Below are 21,850 nucleotides of genomic sequence, written 5' to 3' on the forward strand. Positions count from 1 at the left end.
CGGTTTTGTCCTCCGAGTAACACCGGGCCGTATGGAGACGCTTCATCCCCGCGTCAGGCTCGTCTGGGCTGTCGGCGCCGTCGTCGCCGCCGCGGTCGTCGGCGTCGCGGCGGCGGTCGTCGGCCGACTCGACCTCCCGGTTCCGCCGTGGCTCCCCGCGACGCTGGCCGTACTCGCGGTCGTCGTCGCCGTCGGCGGCGTCGCGCTCGCCGTGCTTCGCTACCGCGTGTGGCGCTTCGAGGTCCGCGACGACTCGCTGTACCTCGTCCGCGGCGTCCTGACGCGGACGGACACGTCGGTGCCGTTCGTCCGCGTTCAGCACGTCGACACGCGCCGCGGCCCGGTCGAGCGCGCCGTCGGCCTCGCGTCGGTCGTCGTCTACACGGCCGGGACCCGCGGCGCCGACATCACGGTTCCGGGGCTCACGCCGGAGCGCGCCGCCGACCTCCGCGAACGGCTCCGCGACCTCGCGACCGAGAGCGAGTTCGACGCCGTATGACCGGAGCCGCAGACGCCGACGACGGATTCAGCCGGCTGCACCCGCTCTCCGGGGCGACGTGGGCGGTCAGCAGCGCCGTCCAGGTCGGCTCGTTCGGCTTCTTCGTCGGGGCGATGCTGTCGGGCGTCGCGGACTTCCCGATTTCGCTGGTGTTCGTCCTCGGGCCGCTCGGCGTCCTCGCCGGCGCGGGGTGGGCGGTCGCGCGCTGGTTCCGGTTCGAGTACCGGCTCGGCGAGACGCACCTCGTCGTCAACTCCGGCGTCGTCAGCCGGCAGGAACGCGAGATTCCGCTGCGACGCATCCAGAACGTCGACGTCTCCCGGTCGGTCGTCCAGCGCGTGCTCGGACTGGCGACCGTGAAGTTCGAGACGGCGGGCGGCGGCAGCACCGAGGCGACGCTGAACGCCGTCGGCGCCGACGACGCCGAGTGGCTCCGCGAGCAGGTCGGCATCCGCGCCAGCCGCGACCGCGACGGCCGGCGGAGCGACCGCGGCGCCGCAGCGGAGCGGGACTCCGAGCCGCTCGGAGGCGGTGCCGCGGGCGGCGGAGCGGGCGCCGAGTCCGAGGGACGGAGGCGGGAGACGCTGTACGAGCTGTCGACCCGGGAGCTGCTGGTGTTGAGCGCCGTGTCGTTCCGGCCCGGCGCGCTCGCGGCGCCGTTCCTCGGCGCCGGCGTGTTCGACGACGTGTTCGTCGGCCTGCTCCAGTCGCTGCTGCGGGCGGTCGGCCTCCCGGTGGAGCCGGGGACGGCGGAGATTCCGACGCTGTCGCCGGTCGTGCTCGGCGTCACCGTCGTCACCGGTGTCGCGCTGGTCGCGGCGACGACGTGGGTCGCCAGCGCGGCGCTCACCATGATTCGGTACTACGACTTCCGGCTGGAGCGCGTCGGCGACGAACTCCGGTACGAGCGCGGCCTGCTCGGCCGGTACAGCGGCACCGTCCCGCTCGACAAGCTCCAGACCGTCACGGTCGCCGAGAACGTCGCGATGCGCCGGCTCGGCTACGCGAGCCTCACCGTCGAGACGGCCGGCTACGCCCCCGGAGCGGAGAGCGGCGGCGCGGGCGGCGCCGAGACGACGGTGCCGCTGGCGGCCCGCGACCGCGTGTACGAACTCGCCCGCGACGTCCACCCGTTCGGCGAGCCGTCGTTCGAGCGGCCGCCGACCCGCGCCTGGCGGCGCTACACGGGCCGATACGTCCTGCTGACGCTCGCCGTCACCGCGGCGGTCGTCGTCGCCGACGCGGTCCTCCCGGTGGTGGCGCTCGGCACCGCGGCGTTCGCCCCGCTCGTCGGCCTCGCGCTCGCGCCGGTCGCGGCGCGGCTCAAACACCGCCACCGCGGCCACGACGAACTCCCCGAGGGGTTCGTCACCCGGAGCGGCTTCTGGCGACGCGCCACCCGCGTCGTCCCGTACTACCGGCTCCAGACCGTGTTCGTCACCCGGACCGTCTTCCAGCGGCGCTTCGAAATCGCGTCCGTCACCGGCGATACCGCCAGCACCGCGAGCCTGCTCGGCGGCGACGCGACGGCGCACGACGTCGACGCGGACGCGGCGGACGCGCTCCGTGAATCCCTGCTCGACCGGCTCGACGCGGACCTCGCCGAGCGCCGGGACCGCCGCAGAAGCAGGGCGGTGGCGGACGAGGCGGAAGAATCAGACCGCGGAAGCGACTCGGGCGGCGGGGCGGACCGCGGCAGCAACGCCGACGGCAACGCTGACGACGACACCGACGGTGACGCCGATGTCGATACCGACGCGGCGGACGATTCGGAGGTCGAGTTCGGCGGCTAGCGTCGCGCCCACTCCAGCATCCGGCCGTAGAACGGCTCGGACGCGAGGGCGTCGGCGTCGCCGACGAGACACAGCGCCTTCTTCGCTCGCGTCAGCGCGACGTTGACGCGGCGGTAGTCGTCGAATATCGGCGACTCCATGTCGTCGGTGGCGACGAACGAGACGACGATGACCTCCTCGCTCGACCCCTGGAACCGGTCGACGGTGTCGACGGTGACGTCGGTCCGCCGGCCGATTTCGGCGACCTGCGCGCGGAACGGCGCGATGACGCCGACGTCGTCCGGGTCGACGCCGGCGGCGACGTAGCTGTCGACGATTTCGGCGACCCGTTCGGCCTCGCGCGGATTCGCGTTGCCGTCGCGGCTGCCGTCCGGGTCGACGAAGCTCACCGGCTCGCGGAGTTCGGCGGGGAGGTCGGCGACGTCGACGCCGAGGTCCGCGAGCGTCTGCCCGGCGACGTCGGGCGTCGCCGGCCGTAGGTCGCCGCCGTAGAACTCCGCGGAGCTGAACGACTGAATCCGCTGGCTCATCCGGTACTGCCGGTCGAGCATCACGCCGGCGTCCGGGTTCTGCTCGATGAGCCGCTGGAACAGCGACGTCGACAGGTCGGCGCGGCCGTCCGAGCCCTCGGCGCCGGCGGAGCGGGCGGCGGCGTCGCCGGCGCGGTCCGTGGGGTCGACAGCGTCGCTGCCGGCGTCGTCGCGGTCGGCCTGGACGACCGGCGGGAGCTGCTGGTGGTCGCCGACCAGCACGAACCGGTCGGCGAGGTTCGTCGCGGCGAGCGTCGACGGCTCGGTGAGCTGTGACGCCTCGTCGACGACGGCGACGTCGAACGACTGCTCGCGGAGCTCCCGCGAGCCGCAAGCCGCCGTCGTCGCCGCGACCACCGGGGCGGACGACAGCGCCGCGGCGCGGTCGTTCGGCTCGCCGCGTTTCACCAGCCGGACGTCCTGCATGTCGCCGCGGACGCCGTTTTCGGTGCCGACGCGCACCACGTCGTCGAACCCCTGGTCGCGGAGCGCTTCGAGGGCGTTGTCGACGGCGCGGTTCGTGAACGCCGACAGCAGCACGCGGTCGCCGCGGGCCGCCAGCGCCCGGATGATGCGGGCGATGGTGTACGTCTTGCCGGTGCCGGGCGGGCCGTGGACGAGCGCGAAGTCGTCGGCGTTGACGGCGCGGTTCACCGCGCGGTTCTGCGCGTCGTTGTTGCCGATGTACTCGCGGTGCTCGTCGCGGAACTCGGGGTCGCGCCGGCCGAACAGGACGTCCTTCCGGTCGGGGCTGCCCTTCAGGACGGCGTCGTGGAGCGCGGTCAGCATCCGGTCGACCGATATCTCGGACGGGTAGACGTCGAGCCGTCGGAGTTCGACCGGCTCGTCGGTTTCGACGACGACGGTCTCGCCGAGTTCGCGGATGCGGCCGAGTTCGGCGTGGCCCGACACCGGGTCGCCGTCGGAGGCGAGCGCGACGTCGCCCTCGCGGAGCTTCGAGACGGTTTCGGGGTCTTTCTGAGCCGTGAGCCGCCACTTCCCGCCCGGCAGTTCCGTCTGGTCGACCGGGTCGAGGTCGACGAGCGCGCGGTCGGCGGCGGCGCGTTCGTCCGGCGTCTGCTCCCAGAGCTTGCGGTACTCGGCGTGGGTCGCGCGCCGTTCGGCCTCGATGGCGCGGTAGAACCGGTCGAAGTAGTCGCGCTCCTCGTCGGGGAGCGGCGTCCCGACCTGGCCGGCCTTCGACTCCTGGTCGAGGCGGCCGGAGACGACCATGCAGGTGTCCTGTTCGAAGCAGTACTCGCAGGTCGCGTCTGCCTCGAACCCGGTCGGGACGGAGACGTCGAACTCCATCGCCGCGATTTCGTTGCGGGTGCGCACCACGAAGTCGAGCAGCCCCTTGCCGACCGAGAACTCCTTCGCCGGCGAGAGGTCGCCGGTGGCCTCAGACCGGTCGAGCGCAGTGTTCTTCGTGTACAGCAGCGTCCCGGTGTCGGCGTCGACGCCGCGTTCGCGGAGCAGCAGCGCGTAGCACGCCGCCTGAATCTTGTCCTGGAACCGCGGGTCGCGGTTCGTGTTCTTCCCGGTCTTCAGCTCGACCGGCATCCCGCGGCGGAGCGCGTCGGCGCGGCCCTTTACGCCGAACGTCGGCGAGATGAGCGTGTACTCCGAGCGCCAGTCGTCCTCCTCGGGCGTCAGCGTCCCCTGGTTCAGCCAGCCCTCGATGGCGGCGGCGTTCCGGCGGACCTCGTCGCGGACCTCGTCGCGCTCCCGGCCGAGCAGCCCGAGTTCGAGGCCGGCGTCGGCGACGCGGTCGTCGATGGACTGTTCGAGGTCGACGCCGCGCAGCAGGTCGCCGAACACCTCGTGGACGATGGTCCCCTTCACGACCGGGTAGTTCAGCGGGACGCCGGACAGCTTGTTCAGGTAGTACATCCGCGGGCACTGCACCCACGACCGGACGTCGGTCACGTCGACGAGGAAGTCCGGCTCCAGCACCACGTAACTCCCCTTCGACGTCGTGTAGCCGACGTCGCCGCCGTAGTCGTCGCGTTCCGCGTCCGTGACGAGCAGCTCCATCCCCGGCTCGGCGTGCTCGGCGGTGTGCGTCCACTTCCCCCACAGCGTCACCGTCACGGGGTCGTCCGCGCCGCCGTTCGGCCGCACCGTGAGCTCGGTCACCTCGCGGTCGCCGTACGTCGTGTCCACCGACCGGACGTCGCCCACTTCGAGAATCGGTCCGCGAACGTTCACTACCCTATCCGGGTCGCTGCGGGCGAAAAACGGTGTCGGTACCCGAGCCGCCGCGGCGGCAATCAGGGCGTCTCTCCGGCCCGTCGGCTCCGGTGGAGTTTAGCCGCGGGCGGTTCGACGGCGAGTGATGGAGTACTTCGCGGTCGCCGTTCGCTGGCTCGACCTGGTCGACGACGGCCTCGCCGGGAAGCACCGGGCGCTGTGCGGCTACGTCGCGCCGGCGTGCCGGGCGGCCGAGTCGGACGGCGACATCGACCGGTGGATGCACTCGTACTGGGACGCGAGCGGCCGGTTCGACGCGCCGACGCTCCGGGTCGTCGTGGGCGTCGACGGCGACCCGGCTGCCGGCGCCGCCGCGGTGGCGGACGCGCTGGACGCGGTCGGCGTGCCCGCGGAGTCGTTCGACGTCGACGAGGCGTACGACGCCGAGCGGCTCCGGCGGTTCTGGGGCGACCGCGTCGACGACTGGACCGCCGCGAAGGCCGCGCTGTCCGGGCTCGCGGTCGACGCCGTCGAGGGGCAGCTCGGCGAGTCGTACGCGTTCCACCGCACCGTGAACCGGCCGGGACACGTCTGGGCGAACATGCTCGGCTGCACGTACCTCGACGAGGCGGCGATGTACGTCGCGCTCGCCCGCGGCTACCTGCGGCTGTTGAACCACGGCGACGGGCCGAGCGGCGGCCCGGTCGCGCAGGCGCTCGCCGACCTCGACGAGGCGGCCGCGCGGCTCCCGGACCCGATGCGGGAACTCGACACGACCGAACTCGGCTCCGCGAACGCCAGCGGGACGCGGACGCCGCGGCGCTGACACGCCACCGGCTCGTCGGCGCCACGCGGCCCGCCGGGCAGAATTAGTCGTCGGCTCCGGGCTCGATTTCGACCATCGTCAGGTCGCGGTCGAGCGCGCAGACGTCGTGCGGCGGGTCGCCGCGCACCTCGTCGATGCGGTACTCCGTGTCGAAATCGGCGCCGAGCGGGACGCAGTACTCGTGGCTCGGGCACTCCACGTGCGGACACGGCCCGGCGAGACTGGTTTTGCTGCCGGCGTACGCGCCCTTCGACGGGACGTTCACCGTCACCGACGCCGGCTCCACCTCGACGGCGCGCACCCCCTCGTCGTGCACCGCGCAGTCGAGCAGCTGCGTGTTCTCGCGAACCCCGGTCACCTCGTACCGGCGCCCCTCCGCGAGATTCAGACACTGCCCCCGGTACGGACAGCCCGCGCAGGCGTCCGACTCGCCGCCGTAGACGAACTCCGTCCCCTCCTCGGCGAGCCGCGACCCGATGAGCGTGACCGTCGTCATGCGCGTTGCTTCCCGCGGCCCGCGGTTACGCTTTTCGGGGCGATTCGACGACGTTCTTCTCGTCAGGACTCGACTGTGGAATCGGCGTTGGGGTTCGAACCCGGAACAGTTGCACGGCCGTCGTCACGGTGTAGAGTCGCCAACGGACACAACAGCGTCACTACGACCGCGAAAGCCCCCTCGCGCTCGCGGGCTGCGACCGCACTGCGCGCCTCGCGCTCGCTGCGCTCGCGCTGCGGTGCTCGGGCGGTCTCGCTCCGCGAGCGCTCGGCCCCTTTCAGTCCCGCCCGAGGCCCGGATGGGCGGTCGTCGAGCGGTGGGCAGGTGAGCAGTCGCCGAGATTCAGGCGTCGGGGCTGCGGCCGGTGAGGTCGTCGAGTTCGGCGAAGTAGTCCTCGCGCGGCACCTGGTAGACGGCGCGGTAGTCGACGTCGCCGGCGGCGAACCGGGCGGCGACGTCGACGGCGGCGTCGACGGCGGCGTCGCGGTCGTCGTACGTCGTCGACTCGGCCTCGATTTCGGGCTCCAAGAACAGGGTGACGTGCCACTCGTCGGTGCGGTACTGGCCGGCGCCGGGCCGCTGGTTCCGCGCGCCGTTCGTCAGGTAGATGGTCGGGAGACACGGCGCCGGATACTGCTCGGAGTCGAAGACGTCCGGCCGGTAGACGAGGATGCTGCGGCCGTCGTCGTCGTCGGTCCACACGCGCCAGCCGTCGGGCAGGTCGGCGTCCGCGAAGCTCATACCGGCCGTTGGCCGCCGACGGACAAAGACCGCTCGCTTGCCCGGCCGGGCTACGCCGACCGGACGTCGCGCCGCGCGAGCGACGCCAGAAGCACCGTGACGAGGACGAACGCGACGAGCGAGAGCCGCGGAATCGTGAGCAGGCCGCCGAGCATCGGGTACAGAATCGCGGTGCAGCCGTGCGCGCCGGAGCAGGTCCCGCCGGTCGACGGCGCGATCTGGATGTAGGTGTGGTAGCCGGCGACGACGACGCCGAGCGAACTCAGCGGCAGCGCCGTCCGCCACACGTCGCTGCGGCCGTCCGCGGCCGCGACGCCGATGACGACGACGAGCGGATACATCAGGATGCGCTGGTACCAACAGAGCGTACACGGAATCATCCCGAGCACCTCGCTGAAGTACAGGCTTCCGGCCGTCGCGACGGCGGCGACGGCCGCGGCGGCCGCGAGCATCCGGTTCGACCCGTCCATGTCCGTACTGGGCCGGCACCGAACCAAGAAGCTACTGGGACCGCGGCGGCCCGCCGGCCGCGACGCCGACGAGTCCCGCGAGAAGCCCGGCGACGACGGCGAGCATCCCGACGTCGGCGAACAGCCCGGTGCTGTTCGTCGCGAGGAAGCCACCGAAAACCAGGACCAGCAGGCCGAGTTCGTACAGCCAGTTCGACATGGCTCGGCGTCGTCGGCCGGCGACAAAACGGTTCGGATGCGCGGCTCGCCGGGGCTGTCGGTTCGGTCCGCGCGAGAATGCTCGGTCAGGGATTTGAACCCTGGTCGTCGGCTCGAAAGGCCAACATGATTGGCCGGACTACACCAACCGAGCGTACCTCATCGTATCCGGCGGGGTATGTTAATCCCATCGAATCGCGGCGGCCCCGTCGGGCGTTCACATCCAGTCGTCGAGCCCGGTCTGCGTCAGCGCGTCGTCGATTCGGTCGAAGCCGCGCTCGACCTCGTCGGCCGGCACCTCCCACTCGTCGGTGACGTACGCGCGGGCCGCCTCGACGTCTGGGGTCAGCGTCGTGTCGAACTCGTAGTCGTCGGTGACCGGCGGGTCGAAGAACAGGTCGCGGATGCGGTCGGCGTGCTCGATGTGCGCGTCGCGAGCGTCGAGCACCGCGAACAGGTCGCCGTGCTCCTTCACGGCGTCAAGCGCCGTCTTCGGGCCGACGCCGGAGACGCCTTCGTTGAAGTCCGTGCCGCACAGCATCGCGATGTCGACGAGCTGCTCGTAGGTGATGTCGTGGTCGTCGAGCGTCGCCTCCAGGTCCATCAGTTCGGGGTTCCCCTTCGAGGTGAGCTGGCGGAGCGTCAGCGGCCCGCCGAACAGCATTGTGTCGTAGTCCTCGCTGCCGGAGTAGTCGGCGTCGCCGACGCGGTTCATGTACGCGCACTGCGCTTCGCCCTCCGCTGGCGCCTCGACGACCGGGACGTCCAGCAGCCCGAGGAGTTCGCGGCTCGTCTCGTGGATGACGTCCGTGATTCGCTGCGTCCGCGCTTCGAGCCGCGCCGCCTCGACCGCGTCGCCGCGCTCCTCGGCCGCCTCCCGCTTCGCTTCTGCCTCCTCCTTCCGCTCGCGGCGCTGTTCGACCTCGGCGGACTTCAGTTCGGTGACGCCGCCGTCGAAGACGAACACCGGAACCAGGTCGTGTTCGAAGAACTTCGGCAGCCCCTGGACGAGCCCGACGAGGTTGGCGACCTCCTCGCCCTCGCTCGTCGTGTAGACGGACTCGTTCGTGAACTTCACCGTCGTCGTCAGGTACCGGTAGAGCCAGTTGTGCGCGTCCACCGCAACGACGCCGGAGACGTCGTCGAACGACACCTCCTCGATGTGCGCCAGCGACCGGAGGTCAGCGTTTCCCATTACGTCACCGTTGGGCGCTCCGCGATTTCAAACCCCCGTGTCGGCGCCGACTCACCGACTCGGCGGTTCGCCACCTTGTCGGCTCGGCCGGTCCGCGTCGTCGACCGCCGGCGGCCCGGCGCCGAGTTTCCGGTCGACGAATCCGCGTTCGTCGTCGCCGACGTCGTCGCGGCCGCGGAACTCGCAGAGGCCGGCGCGGTACCGCTCCGGGTCGACGGCCGCGGGGGCGTCGGCGGGGCGTTCGAGCACCAGTTCGGCGAGGCCGGTGTCGCGGCCGGTCCACGCGAACCCGGCTTTGTGGAGCGCCTCGTACGAGTAGGCGTTGTTGACGCCGATGCGGACCGTCCGGTAGCCGCGGTCGGCGGCGCGGTCGGCGACGAATCGGCACAGCGCCGCGCCGACCCCGTCGCCGCGGCGGTCCGCGCGGACCGTGACGTACCGAATCCAGAGCGCCCCGTCGTCGGTCCGGTCGTCGTTGAACGCCGCCGCGCCGACCGGGTCGACGTACTCCGTCTTCGGCCGCTCGGGGACCGGGAACCGTCCGTCGTCGTCGAGGGAGTCGGGGTCCGCGGCGACGGCTTTCCCGGTCGAGGTCATCACGAACTTCCCGGCGTAGGCGAACCGCTCGTGGTTCAGCCGGAGCGGGACGCCGTCGGCGGGCCAGCCGAGCAGCCGATACTCCATGCGCCACCTCGGCCGCCGAGCCGTATGAGCGCCACGGCTTTGTCGCTGCGGCGCGACTCCCCGCCCATGTTCGGCCGCGGCGACGTCCGCTTTTTCGACCGGGTCGCTCCGCTGTACGACGCCGTCATGCCGCCCGCGAGCGCCGACCGGCTCCGCGCCGGCCTCGCGTTCGCGCACCGACCCGTCGAGCGGGCGGTCGACCTCGGCGGCGGCACCGGCCGAGTCGCGCTCCGGCTCCGCGAACTCGGCGTCGACGCCGCCGTCGTCGACGCGTCGCCCGGGATGCTCCGCCGCGCCCGCGACCGGGGGCTTCCAGCGGTTCGGGCTGACGCCGGCCGCCTCCCGGTCCCTGACCGCGGCGTCGACGCCGTCGTCGTCGCAGACGCGCTCCACCACTTCCCCGACCCGGACGCGGCGCTCCGAGCGGCCGCCCGCGTCGTCGCGCCCGGCGGCGTCGTCGTCGTCCGCGACTTCGACCCGGACACCGCGCCGGGCCGCCTGCTCGCCGCCGGCGAACGGCTGCTCGGCATGGACTCGTCGTTCCGGACCGCCGAGGCCGTCGCCGACGCGCTCACCGACGCCGGCCTCCGCGGCCGCGTCGTCGCCCCCGGATTCGACTACACCGTCGCCGGCGTCAAGCCGACCGAGGACGGGCCCGAATCCGGGTGACTGCGCGTCGCCGAACCGCCCGACGGTGAGCCGCGCCGGCGCGAGTCGAGAACCCGGAGCGTTAAGCGGGTCGGCGCGAACCGGTGAGACATGGCAGCCGCCGAGTTCCTGGAGCAGCGAATCGACCGACGGGCGCTCCCGCTCGCAGTCGGAGACCTGCTGGTCATCGTCGCGTTCATCTACGTCGGAACGGTCACCCACGGTGAAACGTCGTTCCCGCCGGCCGGCGCGCAGACGGTCGGGACAGTCCTCGCCGTCGCCGCACCGTTCCTGGTCGGCTGGGTCGTCTGCGCACCGCTCATCGGCGCGTACTCGGCGGGCGCCGCCGAGTCACCGAAGGCGTCGGTGCCGCTTGCGGTCCGGTCGTGGATTCCGGCGGCCGTCGTCGGCCTCGCGCTGCGCGCCACGCCGTGGGTCGGCGGCGGCGTCGCCGTGACCTTCGCGGTCGTGATGCTCGTCGTCGGCTCCGTGTCGCTGGGCGTCTGGCGGTTCGTCGCCGGCCAACTCCGCTGACCCCCGAACGAATCAGCCGTTCCTGTCGCTTCTCGGTCTGACTGTTCATCGAGATGCCGCGTCGGGGAGCGCCGCCGAAAAGCGCCCGCGGTACTGTGGGGCGGCGACCCGGAATGCCGGGTCGACCCGAGCCGGGCAGCGACGGGCCCCCTGTGGCCGGGGACCGTCCGCTGCGTCGACCGACGTCAGTGGGCCGCCGCGTCGCGGGCTTCCGGCGGACTCGTTGCTCGTCCGCCGGCGCCTGAATCAACCGGCGGCATCCGGGTAAGCGACCGCCTTCGAGCGTCAACTCGTTTTTCCCGGACCGGTCGAGGACCCGTAAGTCCCCGGTCAGGAGTCCGGCCCCTGACGCCGTTCGTGGTGTTCGACGACGAGGTTCCCGACGCCGCGCCGGAGCCGCTGTGAGACCGCCTGTGTCGACACGTCGAACTCGTCGGCGAGGTCCCGGAGCGCGCAGCCGCGCGGCGTCTCGAAGTACCCGCGGCTGTACGCCTCCCGCAGCGTCGCCCACTGCTTCGACGAGACGACCTCGTCGTCGGACCGCCGCTCCCGCGTGACGAGCTTCTCGACCGACAGCGAGGCGTCGCGGTCGGCGGCGGACTCCTGGAACCGCTGGGCGTCGTCGGGGCCGTCGAACCGGACGCGCAGCGACCACGTCCAGTCGTCGAGCGTCGCCTCCAGCACCGCCGCGTTGGTCTCGGCGAGCGCCGAAAGCACGGGGCGCTCCGCGATCCGAGCGGCGTCCGTGTCTCCATCCGCGTCTGTGTCCGCGTCCGGCTTCGCCACCGCCTCCGAATCCGCGTCGCGCTCGGCGTCCGCATCTCCGGTCCAGTCGAACCGATACAGCGTCGTGCCGTCGCTGTCCGCGTCGACCGGACTGACTCGCGCGGCGGGGAGCAGCGAGTCGAGCGCGTCGGTGACTGCCTCGGCGGCCGCAGGGCCCCCGTCTGCGGCGACGGAGGCGTACGGCGGCAGCGGCTGGGCGGCCGGAACGACCGGGTCCAGCGTGAGCGTCACCTCCCTGACGTCGCCCGGCGGCGGGTGGCCGTCAGGGAACAGGAGGCCGCCGCCGGGCAGCCGACAGTCGAGGAACACCGCCATGGACGGACAGACAGGGGAGCGACCGGAAAGCGTGGCGGCCGCAGAGCGAAACGGCTAACAGACCGCCCTCACAACCCGGGGACACAGATGAGCAGCCGAGACTGGCCGCACGACCCCGACGGGGAGGAGGGTAGCGAGGGCCGCCGGAAGTACGGACACGCAGTCCTCGTGAAGAAGGTGGACGAGGAGGACGACTTCCCGCTGCGTGCGGGCGACTACCGCGAGGAGTTCGGCGACCACCCGGTGCGACTGGACAGCGACACCGTCGTCTCCGTCGACGACATCTTCCAGCACATCGACGACGACGAGGAGTTCGACGACATCGTCGCGTTCCACAAGCGCGTCGGCACCGCGATGCGGAACCACGACATGTGGACCTACGAGGGAGCGGACCAGTTCACGCGGACGCGCGGCTGACCGGCGCGGTTTCGCGAACGAGGACTGTTCGGCTGACCGTCATCAGCCGTTCGAGGTACTGAGAGTCGACAGCGCCGGCTAGTTCTCCGCGTCGCTGCGGCGGTTCTCGGTGATTCGCTGTTCGAGTTCCGAGCGCTCCCACGTCCGGGCGCCGTCGCCGTTCACTTCGTTCTGCAGTTTCTCTTCGAGGAGGTTCACCGCCATCGAGTTCGCGCCCTCCGGGATGATGAGGTCTGCGTGCTTCTTCGTCGGCTCGATGAACTGCTCGTGCATCGGCTTCACCGTGGAGAGGTACTGGTCGATGACGCCTTCGAGGTCGCGGCCGCGGTCGACGACGTCGCGTTCGATGCGCCGAAGGATGCGGACGTCGGCGTCCGTCTCGACGTACAGCCGCAGGTCCAGCATGTCGTTGATCTCGTCGTCGTACAGCGCCAGAATCCCCTCGACGACGATGACGTCGGTCGGGTCGACCGGCGTCGTCTCCTCCTTCCGGTTGTGAATCTCGAAGTCGTACTGCGGCATCTCGACGCGCTGGCCCGACAGCAGCGCTTCGAGGTGTTCGCGGAGCAGCTCCCACTCGAACGCGTCGGGGTGGTCGTAGTTCACCTGCTGGCGCTCCTCCAAGTCGAGATGCGAGAGGTCCTTGTAGTAGTTGTCCAGCGGGATACGGGTCACCGAGTCCTCCACGTTCTCGGTGATGAGCCGCGACACCGTCGTCTTGCCCGCGCCGGTCCCACCGGCGATGCCGACGACGAACGAGGGATACGTCATCTGCTCGTAGCTGCCGCGCTCCGCGCCTATCAGCGCATCGGACCGCGTCCGCGACCGCGACACGTCTACCCTCTACCGCGACGCGACCGCAACATCACGGCGACGCAGCCAGCCGCAGCATCGCAGTCGGCGGCGCCCGGGGCCACGTGCGTCGCGGGGACGCCGCAAGAGTAGATGCAGTGGTGAGGTTTAAGACCGGGTACGCTAACCCGTACCACATGGCACGTGAAATTCAGCGTCGCGACGTCCTGAAGGGCGTCGGCGGCGTCAGCGCCATCGGACTCGCAGGCTGCATCACCCAGGACAGCGGGGGCGGCTCGACCCCGACCGACGACGGCTCCGGCGAGGGGACGTCGACGGCGACGGACGAACCGAGCGAATCGAAGCGGACCATCAAGCACTCCGTGCTGATGCCGATCACCGGCGACCTCGCGTCGCTCGGGAAACTCATCCGCGACGGCGGCACGCTCCCGGTGAAACAGCTCCGGGCGGCCGGCGACATGCCGGTGAAGTTCGACCAGACCGTCGAGGACACCCAGACCGACCCGCAGGCCGGGATTCAGGCGGCGAACGCGCTCGCCAGCGCCGGCTACCCGTCCGTCACCGGGCCGGCGTCGTCGGGCGTGAACCTGCAGGTGACCCAGCAGGTGCTCATCCCGAACCAGATGGTGGGTTGCTCGCCGTCGTCGACGTCGCCGGCGGTGACGGACCTCCAGGACAACGGCTTCATCTTCCGGACGGCGCCGTCGGACGCGCTGCAGGGGCAGGTGATGGCGCAGGTCGCCTCCGAGAACCTCGGCAACTCCTCGGCGTCGGTCATGTACGTCAACAACGACTACGGCCAGGCGCTCGCGGACTCGTTCGCCACCTCCTTCGAGAACAACCACGGCGGCTCCGTCCAGACGCAGGTGGCGTTCACGAAGGAGAAGTCGAGCTACACGTCGGAGCTGTCGTCTGCGATGAGCGACTCGCCGGACATGCTCGTCGTCATCGGCTACCCGGCGTCGGGCATCCAGATCTTCCGCGACTACTACGCGGACTACAGCGACCAGACCGACATCATGGTGACCGACGGCCTGAAGGACTCCTCGCTGCCGGGCGAGGTCGGCAACGACATGTCGAACGTCTACGGCACCGCGCCGGAGGCGTCCGGGCCGGGCGTCGACGCCTTCAACACGCTGTACCAGGAGGAGTACGGCCGGGCACCCGGCGTGTTCAACTCCCACGCGTACGACGCCTCCGCGGTGTGTCTGCTGGCGAACGCGAAGGCCGGCGCGAACGACGGCGCGGCGGTCCGTGACAACATGCGGAAAGTCGCGAACCCGAACGACGGCCTGAAGGTCACGCCGGCGAACCTGCCGGAGGGCCTCCGCGCCGCCGCGAACGGCGACTCCGTCTTCTACCAGGGCGCCTCGTCCGCGGTGGACTTCGACCAGAACGGCGACATGAAGGCGGTGACGTACTCGTACTTCAAGTTCAACACGGACGTCGAGGGCAACATCGAAACCCTCGACACCGTCAACTTCAGCAAGTAACGCCGCCGCGCCGCCGGAGTCGACGCCCCGCTTCCGCTTTTTCTGCCCGACCGAACCCGCAGCGCCCGCTCCGCGACGCCGCACGGACTCGGCGGAGTTATGCGTCGAGTCGACAGACCGACAGGCGTGACTGCGCTGGACCTCCTCTTCGTCGTCCTCGTCGCCCCCGTCGTCGCGCTCGCGGTGGCGCTTCACGCGGCCAGCGGTGCGTCCGCGCGCGCCGCGCTCGCGGTGGGCGTCGGCGTCGGAGCGGTATCCGTCTCAGGGTTCGCCGCGAAGCACCTGTTCGGCGACGCGCTCGTCCGGGCGTACCTCCGGCTGCTCAAGCCGTCGCCGGTCGTCTCGTCGCCGCTCGAACTCGTGGTCGTCCACCTCGTCGCCGGGTTCGCAGTCGCCGCGTCGGCGGTAGCGGCGTATCTGGTCGGGAGTCGTAGCGGCCGACTCACGGCCGAGTGACGGAGAGATATCTGTCTCTCAGGCCCGGCCGCGTCGCGGCCGGTGTGCTGCCCGGGCCGCCGGGACCCGGACCTTTACGCCGCCGCTCCACCAGCATCGGCTATGCACGTCCTTCGAAACGGAACGGTAGTCGACGCCGACGGCGCCCGCGAGGCCGACGTCGCAATCGAAGCCGGCGAAATCGTCGCGGTCGGCGACGTCGGCCGCGGAGACACCGAAACCGACGTCACCGGGCAGTTCGTCGCGCCGGGGCTCGTCGACACGCACGTCCACCTGATGATGGACGGCCGGCCGGACGTCGCCACCGCGCAGTCGGAGTCGCGCTACGACCACGCCTACATCGCGGCGGAGAACCTCCGCGCGGCGGTCGAAGCCGGCGTCACCACGGTCCGCGACCTCGGCGGCCCGGAGTCGATGGCGCTCGACGCCGCCGCCGCGGTCGAAGACGGCCGCATCCCGGGGCCGCGGGTGCTCGCCGCCTGCGAGAACGTCGTGATGACCGGCGGGCACGGCCACTGGTTCGGCCGGGAAGCCGACGGCCCCGACGAGGTCCGGAAGGCGGTCCGCGAACAGCTGAAACGCGGCGCCGACGTCGTCAAGTGCATGGCCACGGGCGGCGTGCTCACCGAGGGCGCCGTCACCGGCGCGCCCGAACTCACTCGCGAGGAGATCGAGGCGCTCGTCGACGCCGCGGCTGCCAAGGGCGTCCCGACGGCGGCGCACGCCCACGGGAAAGAGGGCCTGTTGAACGCCGTCGAGGCCGGCATCTCCAGCATCGAACACGGGACGTTCATGGACCGTGAGGCGGCCGCCGCGATGGCCGACGCCGGGACGTACTGGGTGCCGACCGCCGCCGCGCTCCGCAACATCGTCGAGAACCCCGACGCGGGCATTCCGGAGTCGACGATGGCGAAGGCGCGGGACGCCGCCGAGTCGTTCGACTCGTCGTTCGACCACACCGCCGCCGAGGGCGTCTCGGTGGCGATGGGGACGGACGCCGGCACGCCGTTCAACCACTTCGAGAACATCCCGGACGAGATGGAGTACATGGTCGAAGGCGGCATGAGCGAGCGGGAGGCGCTCGAGGCGGCGACCGTGAACGCCGCCGACCTCTGCGGGCTCGACGACGTCGGCCGCGTCGCAGACGGCTACCGGGCGGACCTCGTCGTGCTCGACGACGACCCGCTGAGCGACGCCGCCGCCTGGCAGGACCCGGTCCACGTGTTCAGCGGCGGCGACCAGGTCGTCTGACCGGCCGAACTCGACGCTCCGAGCAGTTTCGTTTGTCCCGCCCGAACGCTTTACCGCGGCGTCGACGAACCGTGCGGCATGACGGCGATTTCGGCGGACGGCCTCGTGAAGACGTACGGGGAGCTCCGCGCGCTCGACGGCCTCTCAGTCTCCGTCGAGCGCGGCGAGTGCTACGGCTTTCTCGGGCCGAACGGCGCGGGGAAGACGACGACGATACGGGTCCTGACGGGGCAGACGAAACCGGACGACGGGTCCGCGTCGGTGCTCGGCGTCGACCCGGCGGCCGAGCCGGTCGAGGTGCGTCGGCGCGTCGGCGTGCTCCCCGAGCAGGAGTCCCCGCCGAGTTTCCTGACGCCGCGCGAGTACTTCGGGTTCGTCGGCCGCGTCCGCGGCCTCGACGACGACGCGGTCGAGTCGCGCGCCGCGGAGTGGGCCGTGCGGCTCGGGTTCACCGGGAAGCTGGACACGCTCCACACCGACCTCTCGCGGGGCCAACAGCAGAAGGTGATGCTGACGCAGGCGTTCCTCCACGAGCCGGCGCTGGTCGTCATCGACGAGCCGCTCGCGAACCTCGACCCGATCGTTCAGGAGACCGTGAAGTCGGCGCTGGTCGAGTACGCCGACGCCGGCAACGCCGTGTTCGTCTCGACGCACAACATTGAGGTCGCCGCGGACGTCTGCGACCGCGTCGGCATCGTCGCCGACGGCCGCGTCGTCGCCGAGCGCTCGGCGGCCGACGAGGCGTTCACGGCCGACTCGCTGCTCGACGTGTTCCTCGACCGCGTCGGCGCCGCCGACGCCCGCGACGTCCCCGACCTCGGCGGTGCGGGCGCCGAACGGACGGCCGCGGGAGGCGACCGCGGCGGCGACCCATGAGCCGCGGCAGCGGGACGTGGCCGGTGTTCCGCGAACTGGTCCGCGAGGAGTGGCGGCTGCACGCCGAACTGTTCGGCGGCCGACGGTTCGCGCCGTTCCCGGTCGTCGTCGCCGCGCTCACGGCGCTGGCGGTCGGCGGCGCGGCGTTCGGCGGCACCGACGCGGCGACGCTCGTCGTCTCGGTGCACCTGCTGGTGCTCGGCTTCGGCGCGTACACCGGGACCGCCGGGCTCGTCGGCACCGACATGCTGGAGCACGTCCTCGGCGACGTGACGCTGCTGCTGTCGTCCGCACGGGTGCTGCCGGTGTCGCGCCGGCGCCTCCTCGGGCTGTTCCTGCTGAAGGACGAACTGTACTACGCCGGCCTGTTTCTCGCGCCGATGGCGCTCGGGTTCGCGCCGCTCGTCGCCGCCGGGGGGCTGGCCGCGTCGACGCTGCCGGCGCTGTGGCTGTCGTTGACGCTGACGTTCTCGGCCGGGCTGGCGTCGTCGTTCAGCGGCGTCGCGCTCCTCACGCGCGGCGTCCGCGGCCGGTGGCTCGCCGCCGCCGCAGGGCTCGCCGGAGTCGCAGCGTGGCGAGCCGGGCTGCTGCCCGCGGTCGTCGCCGTCGCGGTTCCGATTCGAGCCGGGGTTCCGGCGGCGGTCTCGCTCGCGGTCGCCGCGCTCGTCGTCGGCGCCGCCGCGCTCGCCGTCTACGACCCGACGTATCGGCCGCCGGCGCGGACCGCCGACGACCGGTTCCGGCCGCTGCAGCGCCGCCTCCCGGACCCGCAGGGGCTCGTCGCCAAGTCGGTGCTGGACGTCGCTCGCAGCACCGGCGGCCTCTGGAAGCCCGTGGTCTCCGTCGGGATTCTGCTCGGCGTCGCCGCCGGCCTCGCGGCGCTCTCGGCGGTCATCACCGGGCTGCGCCCGGCGCCGGGCGTCTTCTACGGCGGCATCGTCGGCCTGTCGGCGTTCACGTCGTACAACTGGCTCACCCAGTTCGACGACGTCGAGTCGTACCTCGCGTACCCGGTGTCGGTGGCCGCGCTGTTCCGCGCGAAACGCACGGCGTTCCTCGCGGTCGGCGGTCCGGTCGCGCTGGCCGGCTACGCCGTCGCCGTGGCCGCGACCGGGACGGCGCTCCTCGACGCCGCCGTCGGCGCGGTGCTCGCGGCGGGCCTGTCGCTGTACTTCTTCGGCCTGACGGTGGCGCTCGCCGGCTTCGACCCGAACGCGTTCCTGTTCGACCCGGCGCGGTTCGCCGCGTTCTTCGTCGGCGTCGCGGTGCCGCTCGTCCCGGTGCTGCTCGCCGGGTTCGCCGTCGCCGCCGGCCGGTCGTCGGCGCTGCTCGGCGCCGTCGCGGTCGTGGGCGTCGTCGCCGGCGGCGTCGGGGCGTGGCTCTCCGAGTACGCCGCCCGTCGGTGGACGCGCCACTACGCCGCCGGCTGACGCTCTGAGTCGTCACTCCCCCCGCGGTCGCCCCGACGGTCACCCGCGGTTTCCCGCCTCGCCAACACGCCGCACGGCGATTCCGAAACGACACCGTTTTAATCCGCAGTCGCCTACCCGTGAATGCGCACGACGGACGTGCGACGCACGCTCTGGTGGTGTAGTCCGGCCAATCATATCACCCTCTCACGGTGATGACCAGGGTTCGAATCCCTGCCGGAGCACTTCTTCCGACGCTACTCGACTACTCGCGAACCCGTCGGTTTCGACGAACGGACGACTGACCGGGTAGCGACGGCCGACGGCAAAAGCGTGTTCGCGAGAACCGGTGCGGCGAAACGGTGGCTGCGGGCCGCCCTACCAGGGCGTCTCGTCTTCGTCCAGCGACGTGAACTCGAAGAGGTCCTGGAACTCGTCGGGCAGGCCGTCTTCGACGTCCTCGATTTCGCCTGCCGGGTCGAGGTCGGCGACGAGCGCCGTCACCGCCTTCGCGCGGTAGGCGGCCTCTGACTCCTCGACGTCAGCGCGGTCGGCGACCCGGTTCACGAACTCGTCGTAGCCGAACCGCTGGCCGGAGTCCGCCTCCGTCAGGAACCGGTCGATCTCCATCGGGAGCGGCCCCGCCAGGTCCGCCGCCTCGTCCGTCTGCACGCGCTCGCCGAGGGACGAGAGCACTGCGCGGGTCGTCTTGACCGCCTGCGCCTGCGTTCCGACGTCGATTCGGTGCTGTACTTCGCCGGTGAATTCGCTGTAGTCCATTGTTTCGGGGGAGTTCGGTCGTGTCTGCTGCGCTGTACGGTCGTCGCGGAACCGGCCGGCTGGCTCGGCCGCGGCCGGTCGCGTCGTCAGTCGCTCGTCGTCGTCCACAGGTCGATGCCCAGCGGGCATCGCGTCACCTCGGCCCACTCCCGCGTCCCTGAAAAGCGCTGTCGCCGATTCGTCGCCGACGGCCGCCGAAGTGGGCGACACCCGCCGGGCAGCCTCGGTCACCCGCGCCATTCAAGACCGCTCCGGGTGACCTGCGGACACCCGTGACCCCTCCGCTCGCGCTGTCGGTCGGCTTCGCCGTCGCCGGACTGTTCACCGTCGTGCTGGGTGCCGTGCACGTCGCGATGCCGTGGCTGCTCGACTTCGACGGCGCGATACCGACCGACGGCGAGCCGCTGAAGCCGCTGAATCTGCTGGTGGTGACGTACCAGACGAAGCGCTCGGACGTCCGCGGAGTCGCGCAGATCATGAATCACGCCGTCTCGTACACGCTGCTCACCATCGGCGTCGTCGACCTGTTCGCGGCGACGTGGCTCTCGGCGCCGTTCGCCCCGCTCGTCCTGACGTGGATTTCGGGGTGGTGGTTCCACCTCGCCGTCGCGCTCCGTTAGCCCGCCGTCGGCCGCTGACCGCTGCCGTCCCGCTCGGCCGTCCGTCCCCAGAGCCGTCGAGGGGTGACTCAGTCGCCGTCGGCGTCGACCGCGGGGAGCGTGAACGAGAACGTCGCGCCCTCCCCGGGCGTCGACTCGACGTCGAGTTCGCCGCCGTGGCGCTCGACGACGCGCTGGCACAGCGCGAGCCCCATCCCCGCCGTCCCGGACTCCGCGTCGCCGGCGTCGACCTGCTCGAACAGTTCGAAGATTCGGTCGTGGTGTTCCGGCGGAATACCGACGCCGTCGTCGCTGACCGAGAACTCCCACCGGTCCCCGGCTCGCTCCGCGCCGACCTGAATCCGCGGCGGGTCGTCGCCGCTGTGCCGGATGGCGTTCGACACGAGGTTCCTGAACACCTGCGCGAGCTGCTCGGCGTCCGCCTTCACGGTCGGGAGGTCGTCCGACGTGATTTCGGCGTCGGTCTCCTCGGTCCGCAGGCGGAGGTCGTCGAGCACCCCGTCGAGCACCGCGTCGGCGTCGGTCGGTTCCAGCGGCTCCTCGTCGGCGGTGACGCGGGCGTACTCCAGGAGGCTCGTCACCATCGTCTGCATCCGGTCCGCGCCGTCGACCGCGTAGTCGATGAACTCCCGCGCGTCGTCGTCGAGTTCGTCGCCGTAGCGGCGGTCGAGCAGTTCGAGGTAGCTCGACACCATCCGCAGCGGCTCCTGCAGGTCGTGCGAGAGCGCGTACGCGAACCGTTCGAGCCGCTCGTTCGACGCCTCCAGCTCCCGGTTCACGTCGGCCAACTGCTCGCTGGCGGTCTCCGCCCGTTCGGCTTCCTGCCAGGCTAACACGTTGTTGTATCCGGCGAGACACCCGGCGAGCGCGCCCGCGGCCGTCGAAACGAGTAGCGGGAACTCCGGTTCGGTGACGACGCGCCCCTCGAACACCCGGATGAGCAGCGTCGAACCGATGACGACGAAGAACACGGCGCTCCCGCCGAGACTCCACGCGCAGACGCGCCACCGCTGGTCCGTCGACAGGTCGGACGCCGACAGCCGGCGCCCGGCGTAGACGACGCCGAGCGCGAGAGCGGCGGTCAGAAGCACGGCGGCGAGCGGCCCGACGCTCCGGTGTAAGGCGAGCACCTCGCGCCAGTGGTGGACGGCGGCCGCGAACGCGAGCGCCACGCCCACAGTGACCATGACCGTCCCCGGGTCCGGGAGCCACCGGCTGTCCGTCATGGCTCCGGCTTACGGGGTGACTGGCATAACCGTTCTGCGTATTCCTGACAGTTCGGGAGTGGCCCTCGACTCGTTCGGGTGTCTCCGGGGACGAAACACCGTCGCGCGTCGATTCGGCTTCGGTCTGCAGCCACTCGTACTCCGTCGTCCACGACGACGGTGCGTGCCCACCGGGGAGCCACCGACGGGCAGTCGAGTCCGCACCTGCCGAATCCGAACGTACCGGACTACTTCGGCGGGCGCAGCCGGTAGTATCGCCGGTTGAGGTCGTACATGTAGCCTTCGCGCATCGTCTTCAGCGCCGCGTACGCGACGCAGCCGGCGATCGGCGGCACGAGGAACGTCAGGTCGAACAGCAGGTGGACGTCCATCGGCACGAGGTTCTTCGCGGAGTAGACGCTCAGCGTGAAGGCGAACGTGACGCCCGCGACGCCGACGGCGGCCCAGAACGGCTGCTCGACGGGGCGGCGCGCGCTCCCCTTGTTCACGAACGGGACGACGGCGATGGCGCCGACGACGACGAGGTTCGCGAGGACGCCGAACGTGCGGTCCGCCATCAGCTTCTTCCCGCCGAGGATGGCGAGTTCGGGGTTGAGCGGGC

At 71.4% G+C, this 21,850-nt stretch carries 23 protein-coding genes, 2 tRNA genes and 1 pseudogene; 13 read left to right on the forward strand and 13 right to left on the reverse strand.

Features of this window, described 5'->3' with window-relative positions; genetic code table 11:
• Positions 1–31: 31 nt before the first annotated feature.
• Both ACQUST_RS12950 and ACQUST_RS12955 read left to right on the forward strand, forming a co-directional pair.
• Positions 32–499 carry a PH domain-containing protein gene (locus ACQUST_RS12950; protein ID WP_435129265.1) on the forward strand — a complete coding sequence of 156 codons (468 nt, stop codon included), beginning with the start codon at positions 32–34 and terminating at the stop codon, positions 497–499.
• On the forward strand, positions 496–2,292 hold the full coding sequence (locus ACQUST_RS12955; protein WP_435129268.1) for a PH domain-containing protein: 1,797 nt from the start codon (positions 496–498) through the stop codon (positions 2,290–2,292). Before ACQUST_RS12950 ends, ACQUST_RS12955 begins: the two co-directional genes overlap by 4 nt.
• On the opposite strand, the gene ACQUST_RS12960 is transcribed toward ACQUST_RS12955, so the two are convergent.
• Positions 2,289–5,033 (reverse strand): AAA domain-containing protein, encoded by a 2,745-nt coding sequence (locus ACQUST_RS12960; protein ID WP_435129271.1) that lies wholly within the window; start codon positions 5,031–5,033, stop codon positions 2,289–2,291. The two genes, ACQUST_RS12955 and ACQUST_RS12960, sit on opposite strands and share 4 nt — an antisense overlap.
• Positions 5,034–5,160: 127 nt before the next feature.
• Between ACQUST_RS12960 and ACQUST_RS12965 the strand changes: the two genes are divergently transcribed.
• A complete protein-coding gene (locus ACQUST_RS12965) occupies positions 5,161–5,841 on the forward strand; it encodes a hypothetical protein (RefSeq protein WP_435129275.1) in 681 nt (226 codons plus the stop codon).
• A 43-nt stretch (positions 5,842–5,884) separates the two neighbouring features.
• On the opposite strand, the gene ACQUST_RS12970 is transcribed toward ACQUST_RS12965, so the two are convergent.
• The 7 genes from ACQUST_RS12970 to ACQUST_RS13000 all read right to left on the reverse strand — a co-directional run bounded on the left by ACQUST_RS12970 (position 5,885) and on the right by ACQUST_RS13000 (position 9,625).
• On the reverse strand, positions 5,885–6,337 hold the full coding sequence (locus ACQUST_RS12970; protein ID WP_435129278.1) for a UPF0179 family protein: 453 nt from the start codon (positions 6,335–6,337) through the stop codon (positions 5,885–5,887).
• A gap of 342 nt (positions 6,338–6,679) precedes the next feature.
• Positions 6,680–7,078 carry a DUF5820 family protein gene (locus ACQUST_RS12975; protein ID WP_435129281.1) on the reverse strand — a complete coding sequence of 133 codons (399 nt, stop codon included), beginning with the start codon at positions 7,076–7,078 and terminating at the stop codon, positions 6,680–6,682.
• Between the two features lie 50 nt (positions 7,079–7,128).
• Complete coding sequence (locus ACQUST_RS12980; RefSeq protein WP_435129284.1) at positions 7,129–7,548, reverse strand: disulfide bond formation protein B; 420 nt, start codon at positions 7,546–7,548, stop codon at positions 7,129–7,131.
• A 31-nt stretch (positions 7,549–7,579) separates the two neighbouring features.
• On the reverse strand, positions 7,580–7,747 hold the full coding sequence (locus ACQUST_RS12985; RefSeq protein ID WP_435129287.1) for a hypothetical protein: 168 nt from the start codon (positions 7,745–7,747) through the stop codon (positions 7,580–7,582).
• A 78-nt stretch (positions 7,748–7,825) separates the two neighbouring features.
• Positions 7,826–7,900, reverse strand: a tRNA-Glu gene (locus ACQUST_RS12990).
• Between the two features lie 63 nt (positions 7,901–7,963).
• Complete coding sequence (fen, locus tag ACQUST_RS12995) at positions 7,964–8,941, reverse strand: flap endonuclease-1 (RefSeq protein ID WP_435129290.1); 978 nt, start codon at positions 8,939–8,941, stop codon at positions 7,964–7,966.
• A gap of 51 nt (positions 8,942–8,992) precedes the next feature.
• Positions 8,993–9,625, reverse strand: coding sequence for a GNAT family N-acetyltransferase (locus ACQUST_RS13000; protein ID WP_435129293.1), 633 nt, complete (start codon positions 9,623–9,625; stop codon positions 8,993–8,995).
• A gap of 66 nt (positions 9,626–9,691) precedes the next feature.
• Between ACQUST_RS13000 and ACQUST_RS13005 the strand changes: the two genes are divergently transcribed.
• Positions 9,692–10,294 (forward strand): class I SAM-dependent methyltransferase, encoded by a 603-nt coding sequence (locus ACQUST_RS13005; protein ID WP_435129296.1) that lies wholly within the window; start codon positions 9,692–9,694, stop codon positions 10,292–10,294.
• A gap of 90 nt (positions 10,295–10,384) precedes the next feature.
• Positions 10,385–10,807 (forward strand): DUF3054 domain-containing protein, encoded by a 423-nt coding sequence (locus tag ACQUST_RS13010; RefSeq protein WP_435129299.1) that lies wholly within the window; start codon positions 10,385–10,387, stop codon positions 10,805–10,807.
• Positions 10,808–11,137: 330 nt separating this feature from the next.
• Here ACQUST_RS13010 and ACQUST_RS13015 read toward each other — a convergent pair whose 3' ends face one another.
• Entirely contained in the window at positions 11,138–11,908 is a 771-nt protein-coding gene (locus ACQUST_RS13015) for a helix-turn-helix domain-containing protein (protein WP_435129302.1), read from the reverse strand.
• A gap of 87 nt (positions 11,909–11,995) precedes the next feature.
• Here ACQUST_RS13015 and ACQUST_RS13020 point away from each other — a divergent pair, with 87 nt between their 5' ends.
• Positions 11,996–12,325: a DUF5785 family protein gene (locus ACQUST_RS13020; protein WP_435129305.1), complete on the forward strand. Its 330-nt coding sequence runs from the start codon at positions 11,996–11,998 to the stop codon at positions 12,323–12,325.
• A 78-nt stretch (positions 12,326–12,403) separates the two neighbouring features.
• Here ACQUST_RS13020 and udk read toward each other — a convergent pair whose 3' ends face one another.
• Complete coding sequence (gene udk, locus ACQUST_RS13025) at positions 12,404–13,096, reverse strand: uridine kinase (protein WP_435129308.1); 693 nt, start codon at positions 13,094–13,096, stop codon at positions 12,404–12,406.
• A gap of 218 nt (positions 13,097–13,314) precedes the next feature.
• On the opposite strand from udk, the gene ACQUST_RS13030 reads away from it, so the two are divergent.
• From ACQUST_RS13030 to ACQUST_RS13055, 6 genes are all read left to right on the forward strand, one after another.
• Positions 13,315–14,631 (forward strand): ABC transporter substrate-binding protein, encoded by a 1,317-nt coding sequence (locus ACQUST_RS13030; protein WP_435129311.1) that lies wholly within the window; start codon positions 13,315–13,317, stop codon positions 14,629–14,631.
• Positions 14,632–14,757: 126 nt separating this feature from the next.
• Positions 14,758–15,087 (forward strand): hypothetical protein, encoded by a 330-nt coding sequence (locus ACQUST_RS13035; protein WP_435129314.1) that lies wholly within the window; start codon positions 14,758–14,760, stop codon positions 15,085–15,087.
• Between the two features lie 102 nt (positions 15,088–15,189).
• Positions 15,190–16,338 (forward strand): amidohydrolase family protein, encoded by a 1,149-nt coding sequence (locus ACQUST_RS13040; RefSeq protein WP_435129317.1) that lies wholly within the window; start codon positions 15,190–15,192, stop codon positions 16,336–16,338.
• A 78-nt stretch (positions 16,339–16,416) separates the two neighbouring features.
• The gene (locus ACQUST_RS13045) at positions 16,417–17,214 is read left to right on the forward strand and encodes an ABC transporter ATP-binding protein (RefSeq protein ID WP_435129320.1); all 798 of its coding nucleotides are present in this window, start codon (positions 16,417–16,419) and stop codon (positions 17,212–17,214) included.
• Positions 17,211–18,644 carry a hypothetical protein gene (locus ACQUST_RS13050; protein ID WP_435129323.1) on the forward strand — a complete coding sequence of 478 codons (1,434 nt, stop codon included), beginning with the start codon at positions 17,211–17,213 and terminating at the stop codon, positions 18,642–18,644. Before ACQUST_RS13045 ends, ACQUST_RS13050 begins: the two co-directional genes overlap by 4 nt.
• 149 nt (positions 18,645–18,793) lie before the next feature.
• Positions 18,794–18,868, forward strand: a tRNA-Glu gene (locus ACQUST_RS13055).
• A 133-nt stretch (positions 18,869–19,001) separates the two neighbouring features.
• Here the strand turns inward: ACQUST_RS13055 and ACQUST_RS13060 are convergent.
• Positions 19,002–19,403, reverse strand: a complete 402-nt coding sequence (locus ACQUST_RS13060; RefSeq protein WP_435129326.1) for a DUF2267 domain-containing protein — start codon at positions 19,401–19,403, stop codon at positions 19,002–19,004.
• A 272-nt stretch (positions 19,404–19,675) separates the two neighbouring features.
• On the opposite strand from ACQUST_RS13060, the gene ACQUST_RS13065 reads away from it, so the two are divergent.
• Positions 19,676–20,023, forward strand: coding sequence for a hypothetical protein (locus ACQUST_RS13065; RefSeq protein ID WP_435129329.1), 348 nt, complete (start codon positions 19,676–19,678; stop codon positions 20,021–20,023).
• A 68-nt stretch (positions 20,024–20,091) separates the two neighbouring features.
• On the opposite strand, the gene ACQUST_RS13070 is transcribed toward ACQUST_RS13065, so the two are convergent.
• Positions 20,092–21,249: an ATP-binding protein gene (locus tag ACQUST_RS13070; protein ID WP_435129331.1), complete on the reverse strand. Its 1,158-nt coding sequence runs from the start codon at positions 21,247–21,249 to the stop codon at positions 20,092–20,094.
• Positions 21,250–21,476: 227 nt separating this feature from the next.
• Positions 21,477–21,850: pseudogene (locus tag ACQUST_RS13075) on the reverse strand (cytochrome bc complex cytochrome b subunit); the annotation flags it as partial.

Origin of the sequence: Halobaculum sp. D14 (genome assembly GCF_051195135.1) — an archaeon.
In the GTDB taxonomy this organism is placed as follows: Archaea; Halobacteriota; Halobacteria; order Halobacteriales; family Haloferacaceae; genus JBNTKA01.

Excerpts from the sequence above, each read along its gene's own strand:
- ACQUST_RS12950 (WP_435129265.1), top strand. The coding sequence starts at position 32 with ATGGAGACGCTTCATCCCCGCGTCAGGCTCGTCTGGGCTGTCGGCGCC.
- ACQUST_RS12955 (WP_435129268.1), top strand. The coding sequence starts at position 496 with ATGACCGGAGCCGCAGACGCCGACGACGGATTCAGCCGGCTGCACCCG.
- ACQUST_RS12965 (WP_435129275.1), top strand. The coding sequence starts at position 5,161 with ATGGAGTACTTCGCGGTCGCCGTTCGCTGGCTCGACCTGGTCGACGAC.
- ACQUST_RS12970 (WP_435129278.1), bottom strand. The coding sequence starts at position 6,337 with ATGACGACGGTCACGCTCATCGGGTCGCGGCTCGCCGAGGAGGGGACG.
- ACQUST_RS12975 (WP_435129281.1), bottom strand. The coding sequence starts at position 7,078 with ATGAGCTTCGCGGACGCCGACCTGCCCGACGGCTGGCGCGTGTGGACC.
- ACQUST_RS12980 (WP_435129284.1), bottom strand. The coding sequence starts at position 7,548 with ATGGACGGGTCGAACCGGATGCTCGCGGCCGCCGCGGCCGTCGCCGCC.
- ACQUST_RS12985 (WP_435129287.1), bottom strand. The coding sequence starts at position 7,747 with ATGTCGAACTGGCTGTACGAACTCGGCCTGCTGGTCCTGGTTTTCGGT.
- fen (WP_435129290.1), bottom strand. The coding sequence starts at position 8,941 with ATGGGAAACGCTGACCTCCGGTCGCTGGCGCACATCGAGGAGGTGTCG.
- ACQUST_RS13000 (WP_435129293.1), bottom strand. The coding sequence starts at position 9,625 with ATGGAGTATCGGCTGCTCGGCTGGCCCGCCGACGGCGTCCCGCTCCGG.
- ACQUST_RS13005 (WP_435129296.1), top strand. The coding sequence starts at position 9,692 with ATGTTCGGCCGCGGCGACGTCCGCTTTTTCGACCGGGTCGCTCCGCTG.
- ACQUST_RS13010 (WP_435129299.1), top strand. The coding sequence starts at position 10,385 with ATGGCAGCCGCCGAGTTCCTGGAGCAGCGAATCGACCGACGGGCGCTC.
- ACQUST_RS13015 (WP_435129302.1), bottom strand. The coding sequence starts at position 11,908 with ATGGCGGTGTTCCTCGACTGTCGGCTGCCCGGCGGCGGCCTCCTGTTC.
- ACQUST_RS13020 (WP_435129305.1), top strand. The coding sequence starts at position 11,996 with ATGAGCAGCCGAGACTGGCCGCACGACCCCGACGGGGAGGAGGGTAGC.
- udk (WP_435129308.1), bottom strand. The coding sequence starts at position 13,096 with ATGACGTATCCCTCGTTCGTCGTCGGCATCGCCGGTGGGACCGGCGCG.
- ACQUST_RS13030 (WP_435129311.1), top strand. The coding sequence starts at position 13,315 with ATGGCACGTGAAATTCAGCGTCGCGACGTCCTGAAGGGCGTCGGCGGC.
- ACQUST_RS13040 (WP_435129317.1), top strand. The coding sequence starts at position 15,190 with ATGCACGTCCTTCGAAACGGAACGGTAGTCGACGCCGACGGCGCCCGC.
- ACQUST_RS13045 (WP_435129320.1), top strand. The coding sequence starts at position 16,417 with ATGACGGCGATTTCGGCGGACGGCCTCGTGAAGACGTACGGGGAGCTC.
- ACQUST_RS13050 (WP_435129323.1), top strand. The coding sequence starts at position 17,211 with ATGAGCCGCGGCAGCGGGACGTGGCCGGTGTTCCGCGAACTGGTCCGC.
- ACQUST_RS13060 (WP_435129326.1), bottom strand. The coding sequence starts at position 19,403 with ATGGACTACAGCGAATTCACCGGCGAAGTACAGCACCGAATCGACGTC.
- ACQUST_RS13070 (WP_435129331.1), bottom strand. The coding sequence starts at position 21,249 with ATGACGGACAGCCGGTGGCTCCCGGACCCGGGGACGGTCATGGTCACT.